The sequence below is a fragment of the Ruegeria sp. CDSC054 genome (assembly GCF_059610645.1).
Map to the genome: position 1 here is coordinate 99,413 of NZ_JBXWOA010000010.1, position 18,925 is coordinate 118,337.

At 55.5% G+C, this 18,925-nt stretch carries 16 protein-coding genes and 1 pseudogene; 7 read left to right on the forward strand and 10 right to left on the reverse strand.

Annotated features, from left to right (window positions below):
• The 5 genes from AC2FGC_RS17695 to AC2FGC_RS17715 form a co-directional block, all read right to left on the reverse strand.
• Complete coding sequence (locus tag AC2FGC_RS17695) at positions 1 to 819, reverse strand: ATP-binding cassette domain-containing protein (protein WP_496725123.1); 819 nt, start codon at positions 817 to 819, stop codon at positions 1 to 3.
• Position 820: 1 nt separating this feature from the next.
• The gene (locus tag AC2FGC_RS17700; protein WP_496725125.1) at positions 821 to 1,945 is read right to left on the reverse strand and encodes an ABC transporter permease; all 1,125 of its coding nucleotides are present in this window, start codon (positions 1,943 to 1,945) and stop codon (positions 821 to 823) included.
• An 81-nt stretch (positions 1,946 to 2,026) separates the two neighbouring features.
• Complete coding sequence (locus AC2FGC_RS17705; protein ID WP_496725127.1) at positions 2,027 to 2,968, reverse strand: sugar ABC transporter substrate-binding protein; 942 nt, start codon at positions 2,966 to 2,968, stop codon at positions 2,027 to 2,029.
• Positions 2,969 to 3,104: 136 nt separating this feature from the next.
• On the reverse strand, positions 3,105 to 4,103 hold the full coding sequence (gene iolG / locus AC2FGC_RS17710) for an inositol 2-dehydrogenase (protein ID WP_496725129.1): 999 nt from the start codon (positions 4,101 to 4,103) through the stop codon (positions 3,105 to 3,107).
• Positions 4,104 to 4,179: 76 nt separating this feature from the next.
• Positions 4,180 to 5,082 (reverse strand): LysR substrate-binding domain-containing protein, encoded by a 903-nt coding sequence (locus tag AC2FGC_RS17715; RefSeq protein ID WP_058277233.1) that lies wholly within the window; start codon positions 5,080 to 5,082, stop codon positions 4,180 to 4,182.
• Between the two features lie 173 nt (positions 5,083 to 5,255).
• On the opposite strand from AC2FGC_RS17715, the gene ugpB reads away from it, so the two are divergent.
• From ugpB to AC2FGC_RS17740, 5 genes are all read left to right on the forward strand, one after another.
• Positions 5,256 to 6,566, forward strand: a complete 1,311-nt coding sequence (gene ugpB, locus AC2FGC_RS17720; protein WP_496783029.1) for a sn-glycerol-3-phosphate ABC transporter substrate-binding protein UgpB — start codon at positions 5,256 to 5,258, stop codon at positions 6,564 to 6,566.
• 61 nt (positions 6,567 to 6,627) lie between these two features.
• Positions 6,628 to 7,509 carry a sn-glycerol-3-phosphate ABC transporter permease UgpA gene (gene ugpA, locus AC2FGC_RS17725; RefSeq protein ID WP_058274560.1) on the forward strand — a complete coding sequence of 294 codons (882 nt, stop codon included), beginning with the start codon at positions 6,628 to 6,630 and terminating at the stop codon, positions 7,507 to 7,509.
• A 20-nt stretch (positions 7,510 to 7,529) separates the two neighbouring features.
• Positions 7,530 to 8,366, forward strand: coding sequence for a sn-glycerol-3-phosphate ABC transporter permease UgpE (ugpE, locus tag AC2FGC_RS17730; RefSeq protein WP_282119525.1), 837 nt, complete (start codon positions 7,530 to 7,532; stop codon positions 8,364 to 8,366).
• A gap of 3 nt (positions 8,367 to 8,369) precedes the next feature.
• Positions 8,370 to 9,425 carry a sn-glycerol-3-phosphate ABC transporter ATP-binding protein UgpC gene (gene ugpC / locus AC2FGC_RS17735; RefSeq protein WP_496725133.1) on the forward strand — a complete coding sequence of 352 codons (1,056 nt, stop codon included), beginning with the start codon at positions 8,370 to 8,372 and terminating at the stop codon, positions 9,423 to 9,425.
• Positions 9,425 to 10,369 carry a glycerophosphodiester phosphodiesterase family protein gene (locus AC2FGC_RS17740; protein ID WP_496725135.1) on the forward strand — a complete coding sequence of 315 codons (945 nt, stop codon included), beginning with the start codon at positions 9,425 to 9,427 and terminating at the stop codon, positions 10,367 to 10,369. The genes ugpC and AC2FGC_RS17740 overlap by 1 nt, the downstream gene beginning before the upstream one ends.
• A gap of 458 nt (positions 10,370 to 10,827) precedes the next feature.
• Here the strand turns inward: AC2FGC_RS17740 and AC2FGC_RS17745 are convergent.
• The 4 genes and pseudogenes from AC2FGC_RS17745 to AC2FGC_RS17760 form a co-directional block, all read right to left on the reverse strand.
• Positions 10,828 to 11,091: pseudogene (locus tag AC2FGC_RS17745) on the reverse strand (sulfatase-like hydrolase/transferase); the annotation flags it as partial.
• Between the two features lie 87 nt (positions 11,092 to 11,178).
• Entirely contained in the window at positions 11,179 to 12,987 is a 1,809-nt protein-coding gene (locus AC2FGC_RS17750; protein WP_496783031.1) for a metallophosphoesterase family protein, read from the reverse strand.
• A gap of 3 nt (positions 12,988 to 12,990) precedes the next feature.
• A complete protein-coding gene (locus tag AC2FGC_RS17755; RefSeq protein WP_496723089.1) occupies positions 12,991 to 14,496 on the reverse strand; it encodes a tripartite tricarboxylate transporter permease in 1,506 nt (501 codons plus the stop codon).
• 16 nt (positions 14,497 to 14,512) lie between these two features.
• Complete coding sequence (locus AC2FGC_RS17760) at positions 14,513 to 15,019, reverse strand: tripartite tricarboxylate transporter TctB family protein (protein WP_496725141.1); 507 nt, start codon at positions 15,017 to 15,019, stop codon at positions 14,513 to 14,515.
• Positions 15,020 to 15,242: 223 nt separating this feature from the next.
• On the opposite strand from AC2FGC_RS17760, the gene AC2FGC_RS17765 reads away from it, so the two are divergent.
• Both AC2FGC_RS17765 and AC2FGC_RS17770 read left to right on the forward strand, forming a co-directional pair.
• Positions 15,243 to 16,220 (forward strand): Bug family tripartite tricarboxylate transporter substrate binding protein, encoded by a 978-nt coding sequence (locus AC2FGC_RS17765; RefSeq protein WP_496725143.1) that lies wholly within the window; start codon positions 15,243 to 15,245, stop codon positions 16,218 to 16,220.
• A gap of 92 nt (positions 16,221 to 16,312) precedes the next feature.
• A complete protein-coding gene (locus AC2FGC_RS17770) occupies positions 16,313 to 17,245 on the forward strand; it encodes an AEC family transporter (protein WP_496725146.1) in 933 nt (310 codons plus the stop codon).
• Positions 17,246 to 17,298: 53 nt separating this feature from the next.
• Here AC2FGC_RS17770 and betC read toward each other — a convergent pair whose 3' ends face one another.
• Positions 17,299 to 18,843, reverse strand: coding sequence for a choline-sulfatase (betC, locus tag AC2FGC_RS17775; protein WP_496725148.1), 1,545 nt, complete (start codon positions 18,841 to 18,843; stop codon positions 17,299 to 17,301).
• Positions 18,844 to 18,925 lie beyond the last annotated feature (82 nt).

The window sequence follows — 18,925 nt, forward strand, 5'->3', positions numbered from 1 at the left end:
TCAGACCGTTCCACCCAAAGACCCTTCCAGCTGGGCCAGTTCCTGACCACCTGCCATCAAGTCCTGCAGTTCTTCGGGCGAGATTTCGCCGCGTTTGGCCGTGCCCAGAGTTTGACCCCGGTTCAACACGGTAAACCTATCGCCGACGGCCAGCGCGTGACGGACATTGTGGCTGATAAACACCACACCCACACCCTGACTGCGCACTTTGTCGATGGTTGCCAGAACGTTCGAGGTTTGGCGTACTCCAAGGGCCGACGTCGGCTCGTCCAGGATCAGGATCTTAGCGCCAAAGTGCACGGCACGTGCAATCGCAACTGTCTGACGCTCTCCGCCTGACAACGTTCCCACAGCCTGATCGGGGCCACGCAGGTTTATGCCCATCTTACGCATTTCTTCCATGGTGATTTCGTCGGCAAGTTTCTTGTCGAAGAAATTGATCCCTGCGACCTTGCGGGTCGGCTCATTTCCCATGAAGAAGTTCCGACTGACACTCATCAGCGGGATCATTGCCAGATGCTGGTGCACCGTCGCGATACCGGCTTCGATAGCATCGCGCGGGTCCTCGAAGTGCATAGGTTTGTCTTCGAAGATGATCTCACCTGCTGTCGGCTTGTGGACCCCGGACATTGTCTTGATGAAGGTCGATTTACCCGCACCATTGTCGCCCAGCAGGCAGTGACACTCCCCTGGCTTCAGATCAAAGCTGACCCCAGCCAAAGCAATTACGGAACCGAAGTGCTTTTGGATGTCGATCATCTGGATGATCGGCTTTTTGTCCTGTGCATCGCCGTGATGGAATTTGCTATCTTCAGTCATCTCAGCGTTCTCCTGTGATGATGCGACGAATGTAGGTGTTCAGGATCACGGCACCCAGCAGGATCACACCCAGGAACACCCGGAACAGAGAGCTTTCGACCCCGGCAAAGAACAGCCCCTGCTGCACCACGCCAAAGATCAAAGCCCCAAGGGCCGCACCCAGAACCGAGCCGTATCCGCCAGTCAACAACGCACCGCCGATCACCACGGCGATGATCGCCTCGAATTCCTTCAGCAACCCGCGATCCGCACCGGCGGAACCGAATTCCATCACCTGACAGGTCGCAAAAACCGTCGCGCAGAAGGCGGTGAACATGAACATCAGAACTTTGACTCTGTTCACCGGAACACCCGAGTTTCGCGCAGCCTCAGCGTCACCGCCAGAGGCGAAGATCCAGTTGCCAAATTTTGTTTTGGTCAGAAGCACATGGCCGAAGATGATAATCACGATGGCCCAAATGATCAGCATCGGGATCCCATCAACCACCGGCTGACCCTCGCGCGTACCGCGTTCGAAAGTTTCTATAATGCCATTATCGCCCAGCCAGACGAAAAAGCCCTGCCCAATCTTGCCGCCAAACATCGATGCCAGCCAGTCACCTTCGGCCACATCCCGGATGCCGCCAATGATGGTCTTCCGCTCGATGGTTTGCGGCAGGAAAATGGTAAAGCCACGCAGGATGAACAGGAAGGCCAGCGTTACGATAAAACTTGGCAACCCGGTGCGCACGACGATAAAGCCGTTCAACGCCCCAATCGAGACGCAAAGTACAAAGGTCACCATAATAGCAATCCAGACCGGCCAGCTAAGAGTAACCGAGAAAATCGCGATCATCATGCCTGCGAACCCGATCATTGAGCCGACGGAAAGATCAAACTCACCCGCGATCATAAGCAAACAGGCACCAACAGCGATGATCATGAACTGCGCGGAAACCACGGACCAGTTCATCACGCCCTGGCTGGTGAACATGCCGCTGTCAAAAGCGAACAGCAGGAAAAACGTGAACACCGCGACTGTGCCGACCATTCCGCCCAATTCGGGGCGTATCAGGGCCTGGCGCAGGGGTGAGATCTCTTTTACCCGCTCGTCGCCGCCGACTGCGGATTGCGCTGACTCAGCCATTGTTGCCTCCTTGGCGCGTTCGTCTGAATGCTTGCATCAGGTGGTGCGGACACACGTCATGCGTCCGCACCGTTTTGAAGGTCAGCGGTATTCGCCCGCGAACTCTTCGATCTTTTCCAACCCGTCAGCGGTCACGAAACCGGGGCCAGAGTTGATGTTGTTGCCCGGCAGAACGCCGTAACGGTGGTAGTTCGTCATCACGACAACTGGCAGGTAGGCCTGCAGGAAAGGCTGTTGGTCGATGCCCCACTGGATCACGCCGCTTTTGATGCCTTTGACGATTTCGCCACCCAGATCGAAGGTGCCGAAGTAGATGTCACCGGCCATGCCATTTTCTTCCAGTGCCAGAATGGTCGGGTCAGCCGAAGTCGGGCCAAGTGTCAAAACGGCTTCCGTTTCGGGGTTTGCCGACAAGTAGGCCAGAACTCGGTTCTTGATCTCGGCCGGGTCTTGACCCGCGTCGATCATCTGCTCACCCAGTTCAATGCCCAGACCGTCTGCAAAGCCCTGGCAGCGTTCTTGGCTGGATGGCTGCACGATATAGTGGTTCACGCACAGGAACGAGCTGATGCCATCGCCTTTGGCGCGCTGGCCAGCAGCCAATCCAGCGTCATATTCCGGCTGTCCGACATACATCAGCGCACCAACTTCGCGCGCCTTTTCCGGCGTGCCGGTGTTCATGATGATGACGTCGATACCGGAATCCACGGCGGCTTTGATCGGACCTTCCAGAATGTCCGGGTCGGCAAGCGTGGTGATGATACCATTGGGTCCCGAAGCGGCGGCTTGATCGATAATCCGCGCCATGTCGGCAAGGTCACCGGTGGGCGGGTTGCGATATTCAACCTCAACACCCATCTGATCGCCCGCCAGGGCAATACCGTTCTTGATGGTGTTCCACCAGCTGTCACTGTCCGGAGCATGGCTGACCAGAATATATTTCTCGCCTTCTGCCGCAACGCCTGTGGCGCCGGCAAATGCGACTGCGCTGGCCATCAGCACACCTTTTACGATTTTTTTCATTTCCATTCCTCCCAATAGAAAATTCAATCTTGGTGCCGGATCCGCCCGGCCATTCGGCTAAACCGAATCTCGTCTGCTCCGATCGGTGATCGGGCTTCCTTCAGTTTCCGGATATCCGATCATTTTGCAACCGGTTTCAAAAAACTTCCTCCATCGCAACGGGCCTTCCGGACATCGCCGAGCGCGTTGCGGCTTCGGCCATCGCCAACGCCGCGACACCATCCTCAAGTGTTACCGGCACGTCCGAGCCGGACTGAATGGCGCGCGTAAACGCATCCCATTCGGCGCGATAAGCGGCCATGTAGCGTTCAAGAAAGAAGTATGTTGGCTTCGCTCCGGTCACGCCGTCGGCTGTTGATTTAACAACTGAGTTCTCAAGGACATTATGCGCCTGCAAAAGACCTTTTGAGCCTAGTAGTTCGACCCGTTGATCATACCCGTATGCTGCCCGCCGCGAGTTCTTGATCACGGCCAGACTGCCATCCGGATAAGTCATTGTTACCACAGCCGTATCCACGTCACCGGCCTGCCCTATTTCCGGATCGACGACCGAGGTTCCCACGGCTGAAATGGTGACAGGAATTTGTCCCGTCAGGTAGTTGGCCATGTCAAAATCATGGATCATCATGTCCCGGAACAACCCGCCTGATACCTTGACATAACTTACCGGAGGCGGCGCCGGATCAAACGACGTAATGGACAATAGTTCAGCTTTACCGACCTCGCCCGCATCATAGGCGGCTTTCAGCGTCTGGAAATTTGGGTCGAAGCGACGGTTGAAGCCAAGCATGACCGGTTGACCAGTCGCGCCCGCGGCTTTTTGGCAAATTTTTGCTCGCTCAAGGTTCAGATCGACGGGTTTTTCGCACAGGACCGCTTTGCCGGCCTGCGTTGCCGCTTCGATCAGATCGGAATGCGTATCGGTAGGCGTTGCGATCAGAACCGCATCAATGGTGGAATCACCGATAATCTCGTCAGAGCTTTGCACCCTGGCCCCGTACTCAGCAGCCAATCCGACAGCGGCATCATTCACCGCGTCTGAAATAGCTGTCAATTCGGTTTTGGGGTGTGCCGAAATCGCTTCCGCATGCACGCGACCAATACGTCCAGCCCCCAGCAATCCGATCTTCAACATACGGTCCCCCGAATCAATTCTCAGGTGACACAATCAATATTTTTGCAACCGGTTGCAACATTTAATTTCGACCGCCCTATTCTGCCTTGAAAGGCTCAAGGCTGTCTCGGAACTGTTCGATGAATTCCAGAGTCACCAGTGAAGGTTGCTTCAAAATTGGTCGAACAAGAGAAAGAGTATGCGGCAGAAATGGCTTGAACGGTCGATAGCTTAATCCGTGCGCTGCGTATTGGACGGCGTCAAGTTCGCTCACGACGGAGACACCAACGCCTTTAACGGCCAATTCACATGCCGCCGTGAACTGCCTGACTTCAATATGGGAATTCAATTCCACATTGGCACTTTGAAATGCTTTTGACAGCCGTCCGAAAAAGTCGCTGTCGCGTCGAGTGTGGATAATTTTGCTGTTTACAAGGTCCGTCGGTGTGACCTCAGAGAGGTTTTCCAATTCATTTCCGGTGGGGAACACACAGACGGTTCGGACCTCGATATCCCAGCTTTCGACGGCGGGGTGACCGTTAAAGCTGTCGGTGATCCCGAAATCATACTGCTCGCCAATCATCCATTCAAGAATGCGCTCGGGTCTGTCAGGTTCGATCGTCAGGGTGACGCCGGGCCGATCCTTCAAGAATCTGGCGACAACATCGGGCAAATGGCTGGTGGCGAACCCGGGCAGGCATGCAACACGGATGTGCCCTGCTTTGCGCTGTGTGATGTCCTGGCTAACGTCAGATATTTGCCTCATCAGTTCCAGAACACGCTCGACACTGGGCAAAAGATACCGAACCTCCTGCGTCGGCACCAACCGGCCTTCGCGTCGATCAAAAAGCTGAAACCCAAGTGACTTTTCAAGATCCGAAAGCAACCTGCTGACGGCTGGCTGGCTCACCCCCAGGTCGGTCGCTGCCGCCGTAACAGAGCCGTTGGTGGTTACAGCCATAAGGGCTTCTAACTGCCGGACCCTAAGAATTTGACTCATTACCGATCCCAATCTGCCGCCTTCACCTCATAACACTATGTTATTTTTTTATCCAGTAAATTGGGCTTGAATTATATTTCTGTAACGTTAACGTCGTGAAATCGTCATGTGTGCCGTTTACCCGTTGCGGTCGGTATTCAACGAAGCATCGAACCTGATGCATGGGAGGAATCATGAAAAAGAATTTTCTCGGCGCTCTTGCCGTTACAACTGCATTGTCCCCAGTGGCGGCAATGGCACAAACCGAGGTTCAGTTCTGGCACGCCTTTACCGGCCGCCTTGGTGAGCTTGTCAAAGCGCAAGTGGAAGAATTCAACGCCAGTCAGGACGAGTATGTCGTGGTTGAAAGCCACAAAGGCAACTACTCGGAAACCCTGAACGCGGGCATCGCTGCCTTCCGCGCCGGTGAGCAGCCGCAAATCCTGATGGTATTCGAGGTCGGCACGGCAACGATGATGTCAGCCGAAGGTGCGATCCGGCCGGTCTACGAAGTGATGGCTGAAAGTGGCGCGTCTTTTGATCCCGATGCGTATATCGGTGCCGTCAAAGGGTACTATACGACCACTGACGGAGACATGCTTTCGCTGCCCTTCAACTCATCCACGCCGGTTTTGTGGGTCAACCGCGACGCCATGCAAGCCGCCGGCGTTGATCCAGATACGGATCTGTCCACCTGGGAAAAGGTTGGAGACGTACTTGAACAGCTCAAGGCCGGGGGCGAAGACTGCCCGCTGGTCACCGCATGGCAAAGCTGGATCCATCTTGAAAACATGTCGGCCTATCACGACGTTCCGTTCGCGTCTCAGGACAACGGTTTTGCCGGTCTGGATACCGAGCTGATGCTGAACGGTCCGGCGCAGGTGGCACACCTGACCGCGATGGGTGACTGGGCCAAGGATGGCAAGTTCATCTACACCGGTCGCAGAAACGAAGGCGGGGCGAACTTCCGGTCAGGCGAATGCGCATTGTTCACTGAAAGCTCAGCCGGTTACGCGGGCATCAAGGCAGAGGCCGAATTCGATTTCGACGTCCGCCCGCTGCCTTATTGGGAAGCTGTCACGAGTGAGCCGCAGAACACCATTATCGGTGGCGCATCCCTTTGGGTAATGGAAGGTCATGACCCTGAGGAGTACAAGGGCGTCGGAGAGTTCCTGAGCTTCCTGTCATCGTCTGACGTGCAGTCGGCCTGGCACCAGAACACCGGCTACCTTCCAATCACGGCCGAAGCGGGTGATGCGACACGTGCAGCAGGTTTTTATGACGAAAACCCCGGCACCGACATCGCTGTGATCCAAATGACCGCGAAAGAGCCGACTGCGAATTCCAAAGGTCTGCGTCTGGGATCATTCGACCAGATCCGCGGTATCATCGACGAAGAGCTTGAGGCCGTCTGGGCCGGTGAGAAAACTGCTCAGGAAGCGATGGATAGCGCGAAGGAACGTGGTGACGCGCTGCTGCGCCGCTTCGAATCCGCCAATCAATAAGTCATAAATTCATGCGGGCCCTTCTCGGGCCCGCATTATCTTTCTTCGGTGGAAATTCAGGATGGAAAAACGCGTCACCTTTCGCGGCTGGCTATTGCCATTGGCGCTGATCGCCCCTCAGGTCATCATTTCCGCCGTCTTCTTCTTTTATCCCGCCGGTCAGGCGGTGTGGCAGTCCCTGTTCATTCCCGACCCGTTCGGTTTGTCGTCGCAGTTTGTGGGGCTCGGCAACTTTGAGTTTCTTCTGAGCGACAAGTATTATCGCGCATCTTTCGTCACAACCGCCGTGTTTTCGACGCTTGTGACGCTCTGCTCGATGATACCGGCGTTATTTCTGGCAGTTATCGCGGACAGGCTCATCAAAGGTTCGGGTGTCTATCGCACATTGCTGATCTGGCCTTATGCCGTGGCCCCCGCCGTGGCTGGTGTGCTGTGGCTGTTCATGTTCAATACACGCGTTGGCGTGGTGGCGTGGTATCTCAGTCAACTTGGCTATGACTGGAACCATGTCCTGAACGACACCGAAGCTATGGGGTTGGTTGTCGTCGCCTCGGCCTGGGGCCGCATCAGTTATAACTTCCTGTTCTTCTTTGCAGCGCTGCAATCCGTTCCCCGCTCGGTCATCGAAGCGGCGGCGATTGACGGCGCGCATTTCTGGCGCCGGTTCTTCACGATTGTGCTGCCGCTGCTGTCTCCGACTGCATTCTTCCTGCTGGTGGTGAATGTTGTCTATGCCTTCTTTGAGACCTTCGGGGTGATCCACACGATCACCGGGGGCGGCCCACAACAGGCTACGACAATCTTGGTCTACAAGGTCTTCTCAGATGGATTTGTTGGGCAGGATCTTGGGTCATCATCGGCACAATCTGTCATCTTGCTGATTGTTGTCGGCCTGCTGACCGTCATTCAGTTCAAATACGTGGAAAAGAGGGTGCATTACTGATGGCAGCCCAACAACACGGAATGGTCGAAAAACGGGGCGTAGGCATCTGGTTCACCCATGCGTTCATGGTCCTAGGCGTTCTGATCATCTTTTTTCCGATCTGGCTGGCCTTTGTGGCCTCGACCGTGACCCAGGCGGACATCGTCTCGCCACCTATGCCCGTAGTGCCGGGTGATCAGTTCTGGGTGAACTACAAAGCGGCGCTGTTCTCGGGTGTAAACGTGCCCGTTGCGACGATGTTGTTCAACAGCCTGGTGATGGCAATTGGCATCGCGGTGGGCAAAATCATCATCTCGCTGCTGTCCGCTTTTGCGATTGTCTACTTCAAGTTTCCAGGCCGTACGACGTTTTTCTGGCTGATCTTCCTGACCCTGATGCTGCCGGTCGAGGTGCGGATCGTTCCAACCTTCGAGGTTGTGGCCGGGTTTGGCATGCTCAACAGTTATTACGGTCTGATCTTTCCCCTGATCGCTTCGGCAACGGCGACCTTCCTGTTTCGTCAGTTCTTCCTGACGATCCCTGATGAACTGGCCGAAGCTGCCCGCGTGGATGGCGCGCGACCGATGCGGTTCTTCATCGACATCGTTGTGCCCATGAGCCGGACCAATATCGCGGCGTTGTTTGTGATCTTGTTCATCTACGGCTGGAACCAATACCTGTGGCCGCTGCTGATCACTACAGATCCTGAAATGAACACCATCGTGATGGGCATCAAGCAGATGTTCCCGTCGGGTGATGATTTTGCGCATTGGCCCACAATCATGGCGACCTCAATTCTGGCAATGATCCCGCCGGTCATCGTGGTGGTGTCGATGCAAAAGCTCTTTGTCCGCGGCCTTGTCGATAGCGAGAAATAAGAAATGGCAACAGTAACCCTAGAGAACGTCAAAAAGAGTTTTGGCCCGACGGATGTGATCCACGGTATTGATGTCAATATCGCAGACGGAGAGTTCATCGTGATCGTCGGCCCCTCGGGCTGCGGTAAATCCACGCTGCTGCGAATGGTGGCGGGGCTGGAAACGGTTACGTCCGGGGAAATCCGGATCGGCGAGGAACGGGCCAACGACAAAGAGCCTATGGATCGGGACATCGCGATGGTGTTCCAGAACTATGCGCTCTACCCGCACATGTCCGTGCGTCAGAATATGGGTTACGGCCTGAAGATTGCCGGACTTCCCAAAGATCAGATCGATCAAAAGGTGACTGCCGCGGCAAAGCTATTGCAGTTGGAACCTTTGCTGGATCGTAAGCCCAGACAACTGTCTGGCGGTCAACGCCAAAGGGTGGCCATGGGCCGTGCCATTGTCCGCGAACCAGCAGTCTTCCTGTTTGATGAGCCGCTCTCGAACCTCGATGCCAAACTGCGTGTTCAGATGCGCCTGGAAATCCGTGAGCTCCAGGAAAAGCTTGGAGTCACCTCCCTGTACGTTACGCACGACCAGGTCGAGGCCATGACGATGGCGGACAGGATGATCGTGATGAATGGCGGTATCGCCGAGCAGATTGGAACGCCACTGGAAGTTTACGAAACACCCAGAACTCTGTTCGCGGCGCAGTTTATTGGCAGCCCTGCGATGAACGTGTTTGATGCCCGCCGTGAAAACGGGACGGTCAAGATCGGAGAAATTGAGGTTGGCGCATCTCAGGGGCCTGATATCGCAGTAAAGTTGGGGATACGGCCAGAGCATCTGTTGTTGGATGAAAACGGTCCGCTGGAAGCTACGATTCAGATTGCGGAACCGTTGGGCGCAAACACACTTTTGCACGGTCAGCTCATAGGCTCTGGCAGCGCGATTACGATAAGCCTTCCGGGTGTCCACCCAATCGAAGGCCAGCATCCGAACATGCGGTTTTCAGTCGCCTCAGAGAATATGCACCTGTTTGACCATTCAACCGGTGAAAGGCTGCAAGGCTGATGACGTTTCCACAGGTTGAAGCCTTTCGTGGCGGTGAAAACCTGATCCGGGTTGTGGGGCATCGGGGTGCACGCGGCGTTTTACCAGAAAACAGTATGATTGGCTTTGACTTTTCGCTGTCCATCGGCGTCCCGCTCCTGGAATTTGATGTCGTTCTGACCGCAGATAGCATTCCGGTCATAACCCATAACCACCGACTGCACGCACCGACATTTCGTGACGCCAATGGTCGATTTTTGGTCGGAGAAGAGCCAAAGGTTTCCTCGCTGACCGTCGAACAGATGCAGCAATTCGACATCGGACGGTTGGATGGGCATTCGGCCTATGGTCGTCGTTTTCCAGACCAGGCCCAAATGGACGGTGTTCGTGTTCCAACGCTGATGAACCTGCTGGAATTGGTCGATGACCCAAAATACCGCGATGCCTGCCTGATGCTCGAACTAAAGTCTGATCCTGATTTGGCACATGATGCGGCTTACAGACAGAGCTTCGTCGGCCGGGTTCTTCAAGACGTTCGCGCCAAGGATATGTCGTCGCGTGCGGTTCTGCACAGCTTTGACTGGACTCTCTTGGAGGAATGTCAGCGACAGGCCCCCTATATGCCGTCTTCGTACTTGACGCAGCTTCCAGAGAACGCAGCCGATGTGGGCGAGGACTCATCAAAAACAGTTTGTCCGGACTTTCGTGGCCGTCGCGATGAAATTCCAAAGTTGGTCAAGGAAGCGGGTGGTGGGCTTTGGTGCCCGTACTTTGCAGATGTGACCGCAGAAAATGTTGATCATGCAAAATCGTTGGGCCTGTGTGTTGCAGTGTGGACCGTCAACGAACCCGACGACATAGACAGGATGATCAATCTTGGTGTGGATTCAATCGTGTCGGATTATCCCGGACGAGTTCAAAGACATCTTTCGGATTTCGGCATCAGGTGGAATACCGCGCGATAGGACAGCCAGAATTTGCATGAGTGCAAAGGGCACTGTCCTGTCCGGACTTTAAAAACCGGGTGTCCAATCCTCTCCCCAGACCTCACGCCATAGGAAAGATCGGGGCGAGCTCGATTTGACATGCCCCACATTCCAAAGGGCCCATTTCGGATCCGAATATGGCCCCCACTGCTGATCCAACCGAGCACAAAGCTCTTTCACAACAGACGCATATTTCGGATCATCTGCCATGTTCACACGTTCATCAGGGTCATTCGCCAAATCAAAGAGCGTATGTCCAAATCCAAAAGAGGTGGGCTAAAAGCGGCGCATGAAGTTCAATCGGCGGGTTCGGATCGAGCGAATTTCCTCCTGCTCCATGAAAATCTCATCGGCCCAATCCGCCGTATCCTGTTCAAGCAGAGGCCGCATCGTACGCGCGTGGCTTTCTCTCGCTCCAATGGTTTAGCGCCCGTGTAATCAAACATCGTGGCAGTGATGTCCGCTGTCCCAACCAGATGATCGCAAACCTGTCCACGGCGCGGCGCGTGCTGTGATTTGATGATCATCGGGATGTGGTTGGCCTCGCAATGCGTATTTGACGGCCGGCTATCTTCGCCATGACCCCAAAAGCCATGCTCACCCAACGCCATGCTATGATCGGACGTATAGATCACCAGCGTATCGTCGGTGAGGCTATGCGCCTCAGACGGACCTGTTCGGGTGCCTTTGACGTATAGCAAGGAAGATTTCAGACCCGAGACCTAAAGGAATAGCTCATATGCGCACATGGCCCGCAAAGGTCGCTCAAATGCTTCTCAACAGATCCGTCATTGTTCCGAACGCAACCGCATCTTGTGATGGGCGGCAATGCGGCGGGATACATCTGTCGGATTGCCACAGGGATCAATTGCGCCAACTCTTGCGAAGTAACCGCGATCCACATCCGCAAGCGTATCGCAATACACCCTTGTCGATGAGGACCGTTCAGAAAACGCCAACACTTGTTCGATACGTCCAAGCAGATTTTTCCGGTCCGTCGCAGGTTCGGCCGGGTTCGCGGCACCGCATTTGAAATGTACGGAGGCCTGCAGACCGCGTGCCGATGCGGCTGCATTGATCTCGGCCAAGCCAGATGGCACATCCTGATCAGAACCAAGACGGAAAACAGCCCCCGATATTCCCTTGTCCCGATGGTCGGCTAATGTGTCCAGCATACCGATATCTGATGCGGAAAAACCGTGATTGATCACATGGTAATACACTGATCCAGCCGCCAGATCGTCTTTGGACCTCATCCGGGACAGATAAATCGGCAACCCTGTGAACGCTTGCGCAACCGAAATGGCAGGTAGGCAGTCTTCAAACCGACCCCAATCGATGGTGATTTCCCAGCCTGTAAGGACCCCGTACAACGATTGGGCCAACCCAACATCGGCCTCCGTCGGGGCACCAAAGCTAAATAAGGTCGGTCGGATACCCAAACCATGCAGCGCCCGCAGCCTGTCGACGCGATCCGGTCGTCGGATGTCGGACAAGGGTATTCTGATATCGCGGACACCCATCTCAATCAGGGCCAGCAGCGGATAGTCATTTCGGGCCAATTTGCGGTCAAACTCATCCAATCCGCCGGACGGGGCGATTTCGCTGATTTCAGCCCAGTTGGCCCGCAGGTCGAAACCGATGGATGGACGCTTGTTTTCCAATGGGGTTGGCCCTGCCGGACATGCCAGTGCAGCCTCTTGTTCGGCCCCCTGCTCTGCCCCCTGCGTTCTGACGATCTGAACCGTATGCCCATTTTCGTAGATATTGACGACAAAGTAGCCAAGCTTTCCCCGGTCATCCCGACCATACTCGGTACCTTCCGGCGGCGCAGCGCGCAGCATTTCACTGTAGTCCTGCCGCACGAAACTGGTTGCGGGCGCAAGGTAATAGTCAGTCCCCAACACGCGGTCATACCAGAAGTTGTGGGCATGACCGCAGAACATCAGATCCACTTTGTGTGTCTTGAGCAATCCAAGCAGCCACTCTCGGCCCGGAGGATCTGTGTTGTCGTAATGCGGAGCCTCATCTGGCGTGCAGATATAGGCCGGGTGATGATAGGCTAAGACAATGCGCCCAGTTGTCTGTTTCAAAGTGGTCTCAACCCATTGGCGTTGCTCTGCTTCCTCGGGCAGGCCCGAATTGAGCAGTTGGGCATTGAACATCACAAATGTGATGCCCTTATGGACAATGCTTTGGTATTGCGGCCCGAACTCCTGCGTCCAGGCCGCGATCATCGGCGGCGTGGTCGGGGCGGCAGGGGCACCCGAGACGGGTGTATCCCCGATATCGTGGTTTCCCGGTGTGAAATAGATCGGCACCGAAAGCTCCGAGGCTATCCTGCGAAATGCGTCGGCGGCCTGACTGTATATCGGTCCGGATTCGGGAACGGGGTGCACCAGATCACCCAGATGCAGAACAAAGTCGATGTCACGTTGGTTGAGGTCGGACACCACGTGCCGGAACCTGCGATTCGCGCGCGCGTTTACAGGGAAGGGTGAATTGCAGCTGTCTTCATCGACATTGACATGTGTATCGGAGATCACGGCGAACGAAAAAACCCGCTCGCCGAGATGTGTATTTTGTGGAATGGCCATCGCTCAGCCGCCCGTGGTCAAGACTGACGCCTTGCCAGTGCGTGCCGCCTCGATCCGACTGCGGATCAGGACAAATACCGACAGTGCAGTCAGACCCCAGAAGACAATACAGATCGCATTGCGGAAGAAGATCGTCGGATCACCATCAGAGATCAAAAGCGATTGTCGGAAGTTGTCTTCAAGCAACGGCCCCAGCACAAAGGCGATAAGGAAAGGTGCCACTGGAACATCCAGCTTAAGCATCAAATAACCGACCAGCCCCATCGACAGCATGATGAAGACATCAAACAGTGTGTTGTTCACCGCATAGGCACCGTAGACGCACAGTACGAAAACGATGGGGTACAGGATTCTGTTCGGCACCGTTGCGACCCGGCTGAAGAACTTGATCGCGACTTTGCCGACCACAAACAAATAGGCCGAGCTGAGCAGGATGCCCATGAACAAGGCGTAGATCATTGGCAGGTTCTGGTCGAACATCAGCGGACCAGGGCGCAAGCCGTGGATCATGAAAGCACCCAGAATAACCGCCGTAATCACATCGCCCGGGACACCCAGAGCAAGCAACGGGATCATGGTTGCACCGGCAACCCCGTTGTTGCCCGCCTCAGCGGCGGCAATGCCCTCGATTTCACCCTTACCGAAGTTTTCCGGGTTCTTCGAGTTCCGGCGCGCCTCGGAATAGGACAGAAACGCTGCTGGCGCACCCCCGATCCCGGGAATTGCACCCAGGATAACGCCAAAGATACTGCCGCGCACAACGGACTTCAGCACGCGCTTGAACTCGGCAAAAGTCGCGCCTGTGCCCAATTCCTGCTTAGACGCTCCGGGCGGTCGGGCACGTCGCGTCGCACGGTCAATGATTTCGGGCAAGGCAAAGAGCCCGATCAGAACCGGAATAAAGCTCAGGCCGCTCATCAGGCGATAGTCGCCAAAGACAAAGCGTTCCGTGCCATAGATCAGATCCAGACCGACTGTCGCCAAGATCAGGCCAAGCGACGCGGATACGATGCCTTTTGACAGGCTGGGACCTGATACACCGGCGATGATTGTCAGAGAAAAGACAATCAGCGTGAAGAATTCTGGCGGACCAAACCGCAGCGCGAAGCTGGCCAGAACGCCAGCAAACAGGATCAGCGCGATGTTCGAGATCAGATCCGCCACACAGGACGAATACAGGGCGATGTCCAGTGCCTTACGCGCTTGCCCTTTCTGTGTCAGCGGATAGCCATCCAAAACGGTACAGGATGCCGCCGGTGTCCCTGGCGTCTTGATCAGGATCGCGGTCAGAGAGCCACCGTAAAGGCCGCCTTTGTAAACACCCAGCAACAGCAAGATGCCCGCCACCGGAGGCATGCTGAACGTAAATGGCAGCGCCAGCGCCACGCCCATCGGCGTGGTCATGCCGGGGATTGCCCCGATCACTGTCCCAATCGCAACACCGATGCCTACGACAAGAATGTTTTGAAGGCTGAAGAAAATCGAAAAGGCTTCGAGAATGATATCCATAGGTTACGACTCCTTTTCACCCAAACATGCCAAGCGGAATTGGAACGTTGGCGACATAGCGAAAGAACAAATACAGCAACACCGGCACCCCGATGCTCAGACAGGCGATCATCACGTATTTTCGTTCGCCAAAAAACAGCATCATCGCTGCAATCAGAAACACCGATGTCACCACCATGCCAAGGGTCGTCAGGCTGAAATAAAAGCCGAACAGAACGACGATCAAAACAAGTGTGCGCAACACCGCTGGGAGTGTGGCCAACTTGTATTGGGCCGCTGCCTCGGCATCTTCCTCATCATCAGCCGGGGGCTGTTGCAGAAAAACGCTTTCCAAAATCAGGGCCACTGATGCGAGCACTGCTCCCCAGGCGATTATTCTTGGCCAGAAATCCGGAGACAACGCCGATATCTTCACGCTTCCCGGCACCGCAACGCCTTTTGGAATAAACAAGAATATCGCCGCAAGCCCCACCGCGCAAAAAATGACCCCGGCCAAAAGGTCTTTGCTTTTGGTGAATTGCATTTCGTTTCCTCCCCGGATGGCCATCATCTGCACAGTCCGCAAAGACACACCACCTTTGACTTTCGCCTCCGCGTTGACATCCAGAACCGCACCTCACCCAAACCCTCCGACGGTATGATGCGCTTCACTAAATAGTTGCCAACGGTAAGTAAATAACATATGGTTTTGATAAGGGCAATAAAAAAAACACGTCCAAACAAACCTAGTTTAGGGAGGTAACCTTATGGTTTTTTTCAATAAAATAGCTGCAGCCGCCGGATTCGCTGTGGCGCTTACCGCATCTGCGGCGGTGGCGGAGTATCCATCCAAACCCGTCACGCTGGTTGTTCCATACGGCCCAGGCGGCGCAGCTGATCTGGCGGCCCGCATCATCGGCGCCGAGGCCCCGGAATACCTGGGCGGCAATGTGCTTGTGGTCAACCAGGCCGGCGCCGGTGGCGTCACCGGCTCGACCATGGTGGCCAAGGGAAACCCTGACGGGCACACCCTGTTGATGTCACGCGTTGGCTCGCAGGCTACGGTGCCCGCTATGAACACCACCATTCCCTACACGTGGGACGAGTTCACCTTTTTGGGGCTGGTGGAGACCAACCCCTTTGTGATCGCAGTTGGCGCGGATTCCGAATACCAGTCCTTCGAAGATCTGGCCAACGCAATCCAAAGCGGTGAACGTCTGACCTATTCCTCCGCTGGCGTCGGAACATTGCTGCACATGGCTGTTTTGATCCTGCTGGATGATCTGGGCGTCGATCCCGAAGCGTTGATCCACGTGCCCTTCAAAGGGGGCGGTGCAGCAACCACAGGTGTTGTCAGCGGAAATGCCGACTTCATCTTCCACAACCTCTCAGGTCTGATCGGTCCGATCGAAAGTGGTCAGCTTCGCCCCCTGCTGACCAGCACGACCGAACGCGTACCATCTCTGCCCGACACGCCGACCGCTGCAGAGGCCGGTCACCCGGCGCTTGAAGCGGTGGTAGGCTGGTCCGGCGTCTGGGGTCCGAAAGACATGCCGCAGGAAGCTGCGGACAAGTGGATCGCAGTTCTGGAAAACTTGTCCACTGATGAAAGTTGGATCGCATCCACAGAAAAGCTGGGCTCAATCCCGCAGGTTATGTCTCCCGAGGACACCAAGATCTTTGTCGAAGCCCAGTATAACAAATTCCGCGAAGTGGCGGACAAGTTGGGAATGGTTGTGCGCTAACGCCACTCGGTAACCGATGAAGACAAAATGGGCCTCTCGGTTAAGCCGGGGGGCCTTTTTTCTCGTAGAGCTTTCACTCAGGGGTACGCCGAATGACGGCCACAATCATTCAGGCAATTTTGCCGTTGTGGGGCTATCTGATCGTCGGCTACCTGCTGCGTCGGGCCATCCCACGATCACAGGTTTTCTGGCGCTGGCTGAATCAGATAAGTTATCTGGTGCTGTTGCCGCTGACCATCTTCGCCCTGCTTGTCGGGGCTGGAGCGCTGGCCGCCTTATCGCTCAAGCTGGGCTTGGTTCTATTCGCTGCCTATCTGATCCTGTTCACGGCGCTTGCCCTGTCTTATCTGCGCATTTCCGCTCTGCGACAACATACCGATGCCTATAGCAGCATGGTGCAGACTGCCACCCGCCTGAACGTACCTGCTGGGGTGTTGCTCACTACCACTCTGGTCGGAGCATCAGCGGATGCGGCAGTGGGAACGATCATTATTGCAACCGTACCTCTGATCAATTTCGCCAATGTTCTGATGGTTGTGATCTGCCATCGGCCGCCACATTCCTCGGCCCTGACCATCGCGCGCATGACTGCGTTCAACCCTTTGGTCATCGCCTGCACCGCAGGGCTAGGATGCCTTTTATTCCGCGTAGACCTTCCGGCAGCCCCGGCCGAGCTACTAACCATCATCGCCGAGATCGGACCCCCAGCAATGCTAGTGGGGATCGGGGCATCGCTGGACGGGCTACGAATGCAAGGGCAAATGCGCTTTGTTGTGGCCGCAAATATAGCCAAGCTGCTCGCACTGCCGATGTTGGTTCTGGCATTGGGGTGGATGGTGGCGTTGGGACCACTGCACTTGTTAATTGCCGTGATCTTTGCTGCCCTACCAACCGCACCCAACGGCCTTGTGTTGGCGCTGCAGTTTGGCGGGGACATCCGGACCTATTCCGCAGCCCTGCTGTGGCAGACAGTGGCGGCAATCGCAACGCTACCATTCTGGATCTGGCTTGCCGCTGCTGCCTGAAGGCAAAAAAGCGGCCCGCGCAAACGGGCCGCAGACACAAAGCCCAGCCAGGATCAGACCAGATCAGGCTTTGCCGGAGGAACATAAGGAAGCCGCGCCTTTGCTTTGGTATCAGCGGCCCCCGCGTTTCGGATATAACGGTTGTCATCGTCGGCCCGAACGATGTTGACCCAGGTCGGGCTGCCACCGGTGGCGCGATGAATCATTAGGCGGCGCTGCTGATCCAGTGCGATTTCCTTGGACAGTGCCTCTGGGTCCCAATTGTGCATTGCGATTTCACGCAGCTCGGCCAGGGTTTCGGCATGGGTAGGATCGTCGATCAGATTGTTCAACTCATTGGGGTCGGCATCGATATCATAAAGCAGCTCATCCACGCCTTCGAGATACATGTATTTCAGCGGCCCTTTCTTCACCATACGACTGACACCAGTCGACCCATCGGCAGCGAATTCAGAGATACAGATGTCATCCATCCCGGAGGTATCGCCGTTCAGCGCGGGCACCAGCGATTCACCATCGATACCGCCACCTGCATAATCATCGAACGGCTTTCCTGCAGCCAGATCCAGCAATGTGGGCATCAGATCGATCAGCGAGGCATTCTGCTTTACACGCCCCGGCTTGAAACGGTTGGGTGCATGAACAACGAAAGGTATCTTTGCGGCCCACTCAAAGAAGTGCTGTTTGAACCACATGCCACGCTCACCCATCATGTCGCCGTGATCGGCGGTCAGAATGATGATCGTGTTATCGGCCAGCCCACATTTCTCAATCGTTTCGCGCAGCTGAGCCACCTTGTCGTCGACATATGAAATCATACCGTAATAGCCATGTCGCGCGATCCGGCGGTTTTCCGGGGTCACCGTGAATTCGTGGCGGCCCTGACAATAATGAAGGTTCCGGCTGAGGTGATCTTTCTCATCCAACGGAATCTCGTCGACCGCCGGATATTCGATCTCATCATGATCGTAACGGTCCCAATAGTCCTGAGAGATGACGTAAGGAGAATGCGGTTCCGTAAAGGAAACGGTCAGATACCAAGGCTTGCCGTCACCTTTGCGTGCCAGATCGTAAATCGCCTGCACGCCGTTATAGGCGACCTCGTCATCGTAATCCATCTGCATGGTCCGGATCGCAGGGCCGCTTTCAAGGATCGGCGCCATGGTCAGGTTGGTCGGGCGATATTCGCGCCCCTTTGTCCAGTCGACTGTCCACGCAAAATTGGCAGGGTATATCTCGGTCGTGTGCCGCTTTTCATAGCCATGAAACTGATCGGCGCCGACAAAATGCATCTTGCCGCTCATCTCGACATGATAGCCCAGTGACCGCAAGTAATGCGCAAATGTGGGAATCGATGACTGAAACTCGCTGGCATTGTCATACATGCGGATGTTGAACGGCAATCGTCCCGCATGCATCGATGCACGCGAAGGTCCGCACATGGGCAAGTTGCAATAAAAGTTTTCGAAAACAACACCCTCTTCGGCCAGACGCGCCATATGCGGGGCCTTTACGGTTTTGTTTCCCTGAAAAGGCATGGCCGGTCCGGCCATCTGATCCGCCTGGATAAATAAAATATTCGGTTGTTCAGTCGCCATTGTCTTGCCTCGTTCAGCTTCCAGTCCCGAAGTTCGCCCCAACCCAATACGTGGGAGGTATATCGCCGGGAATTGCACCGGG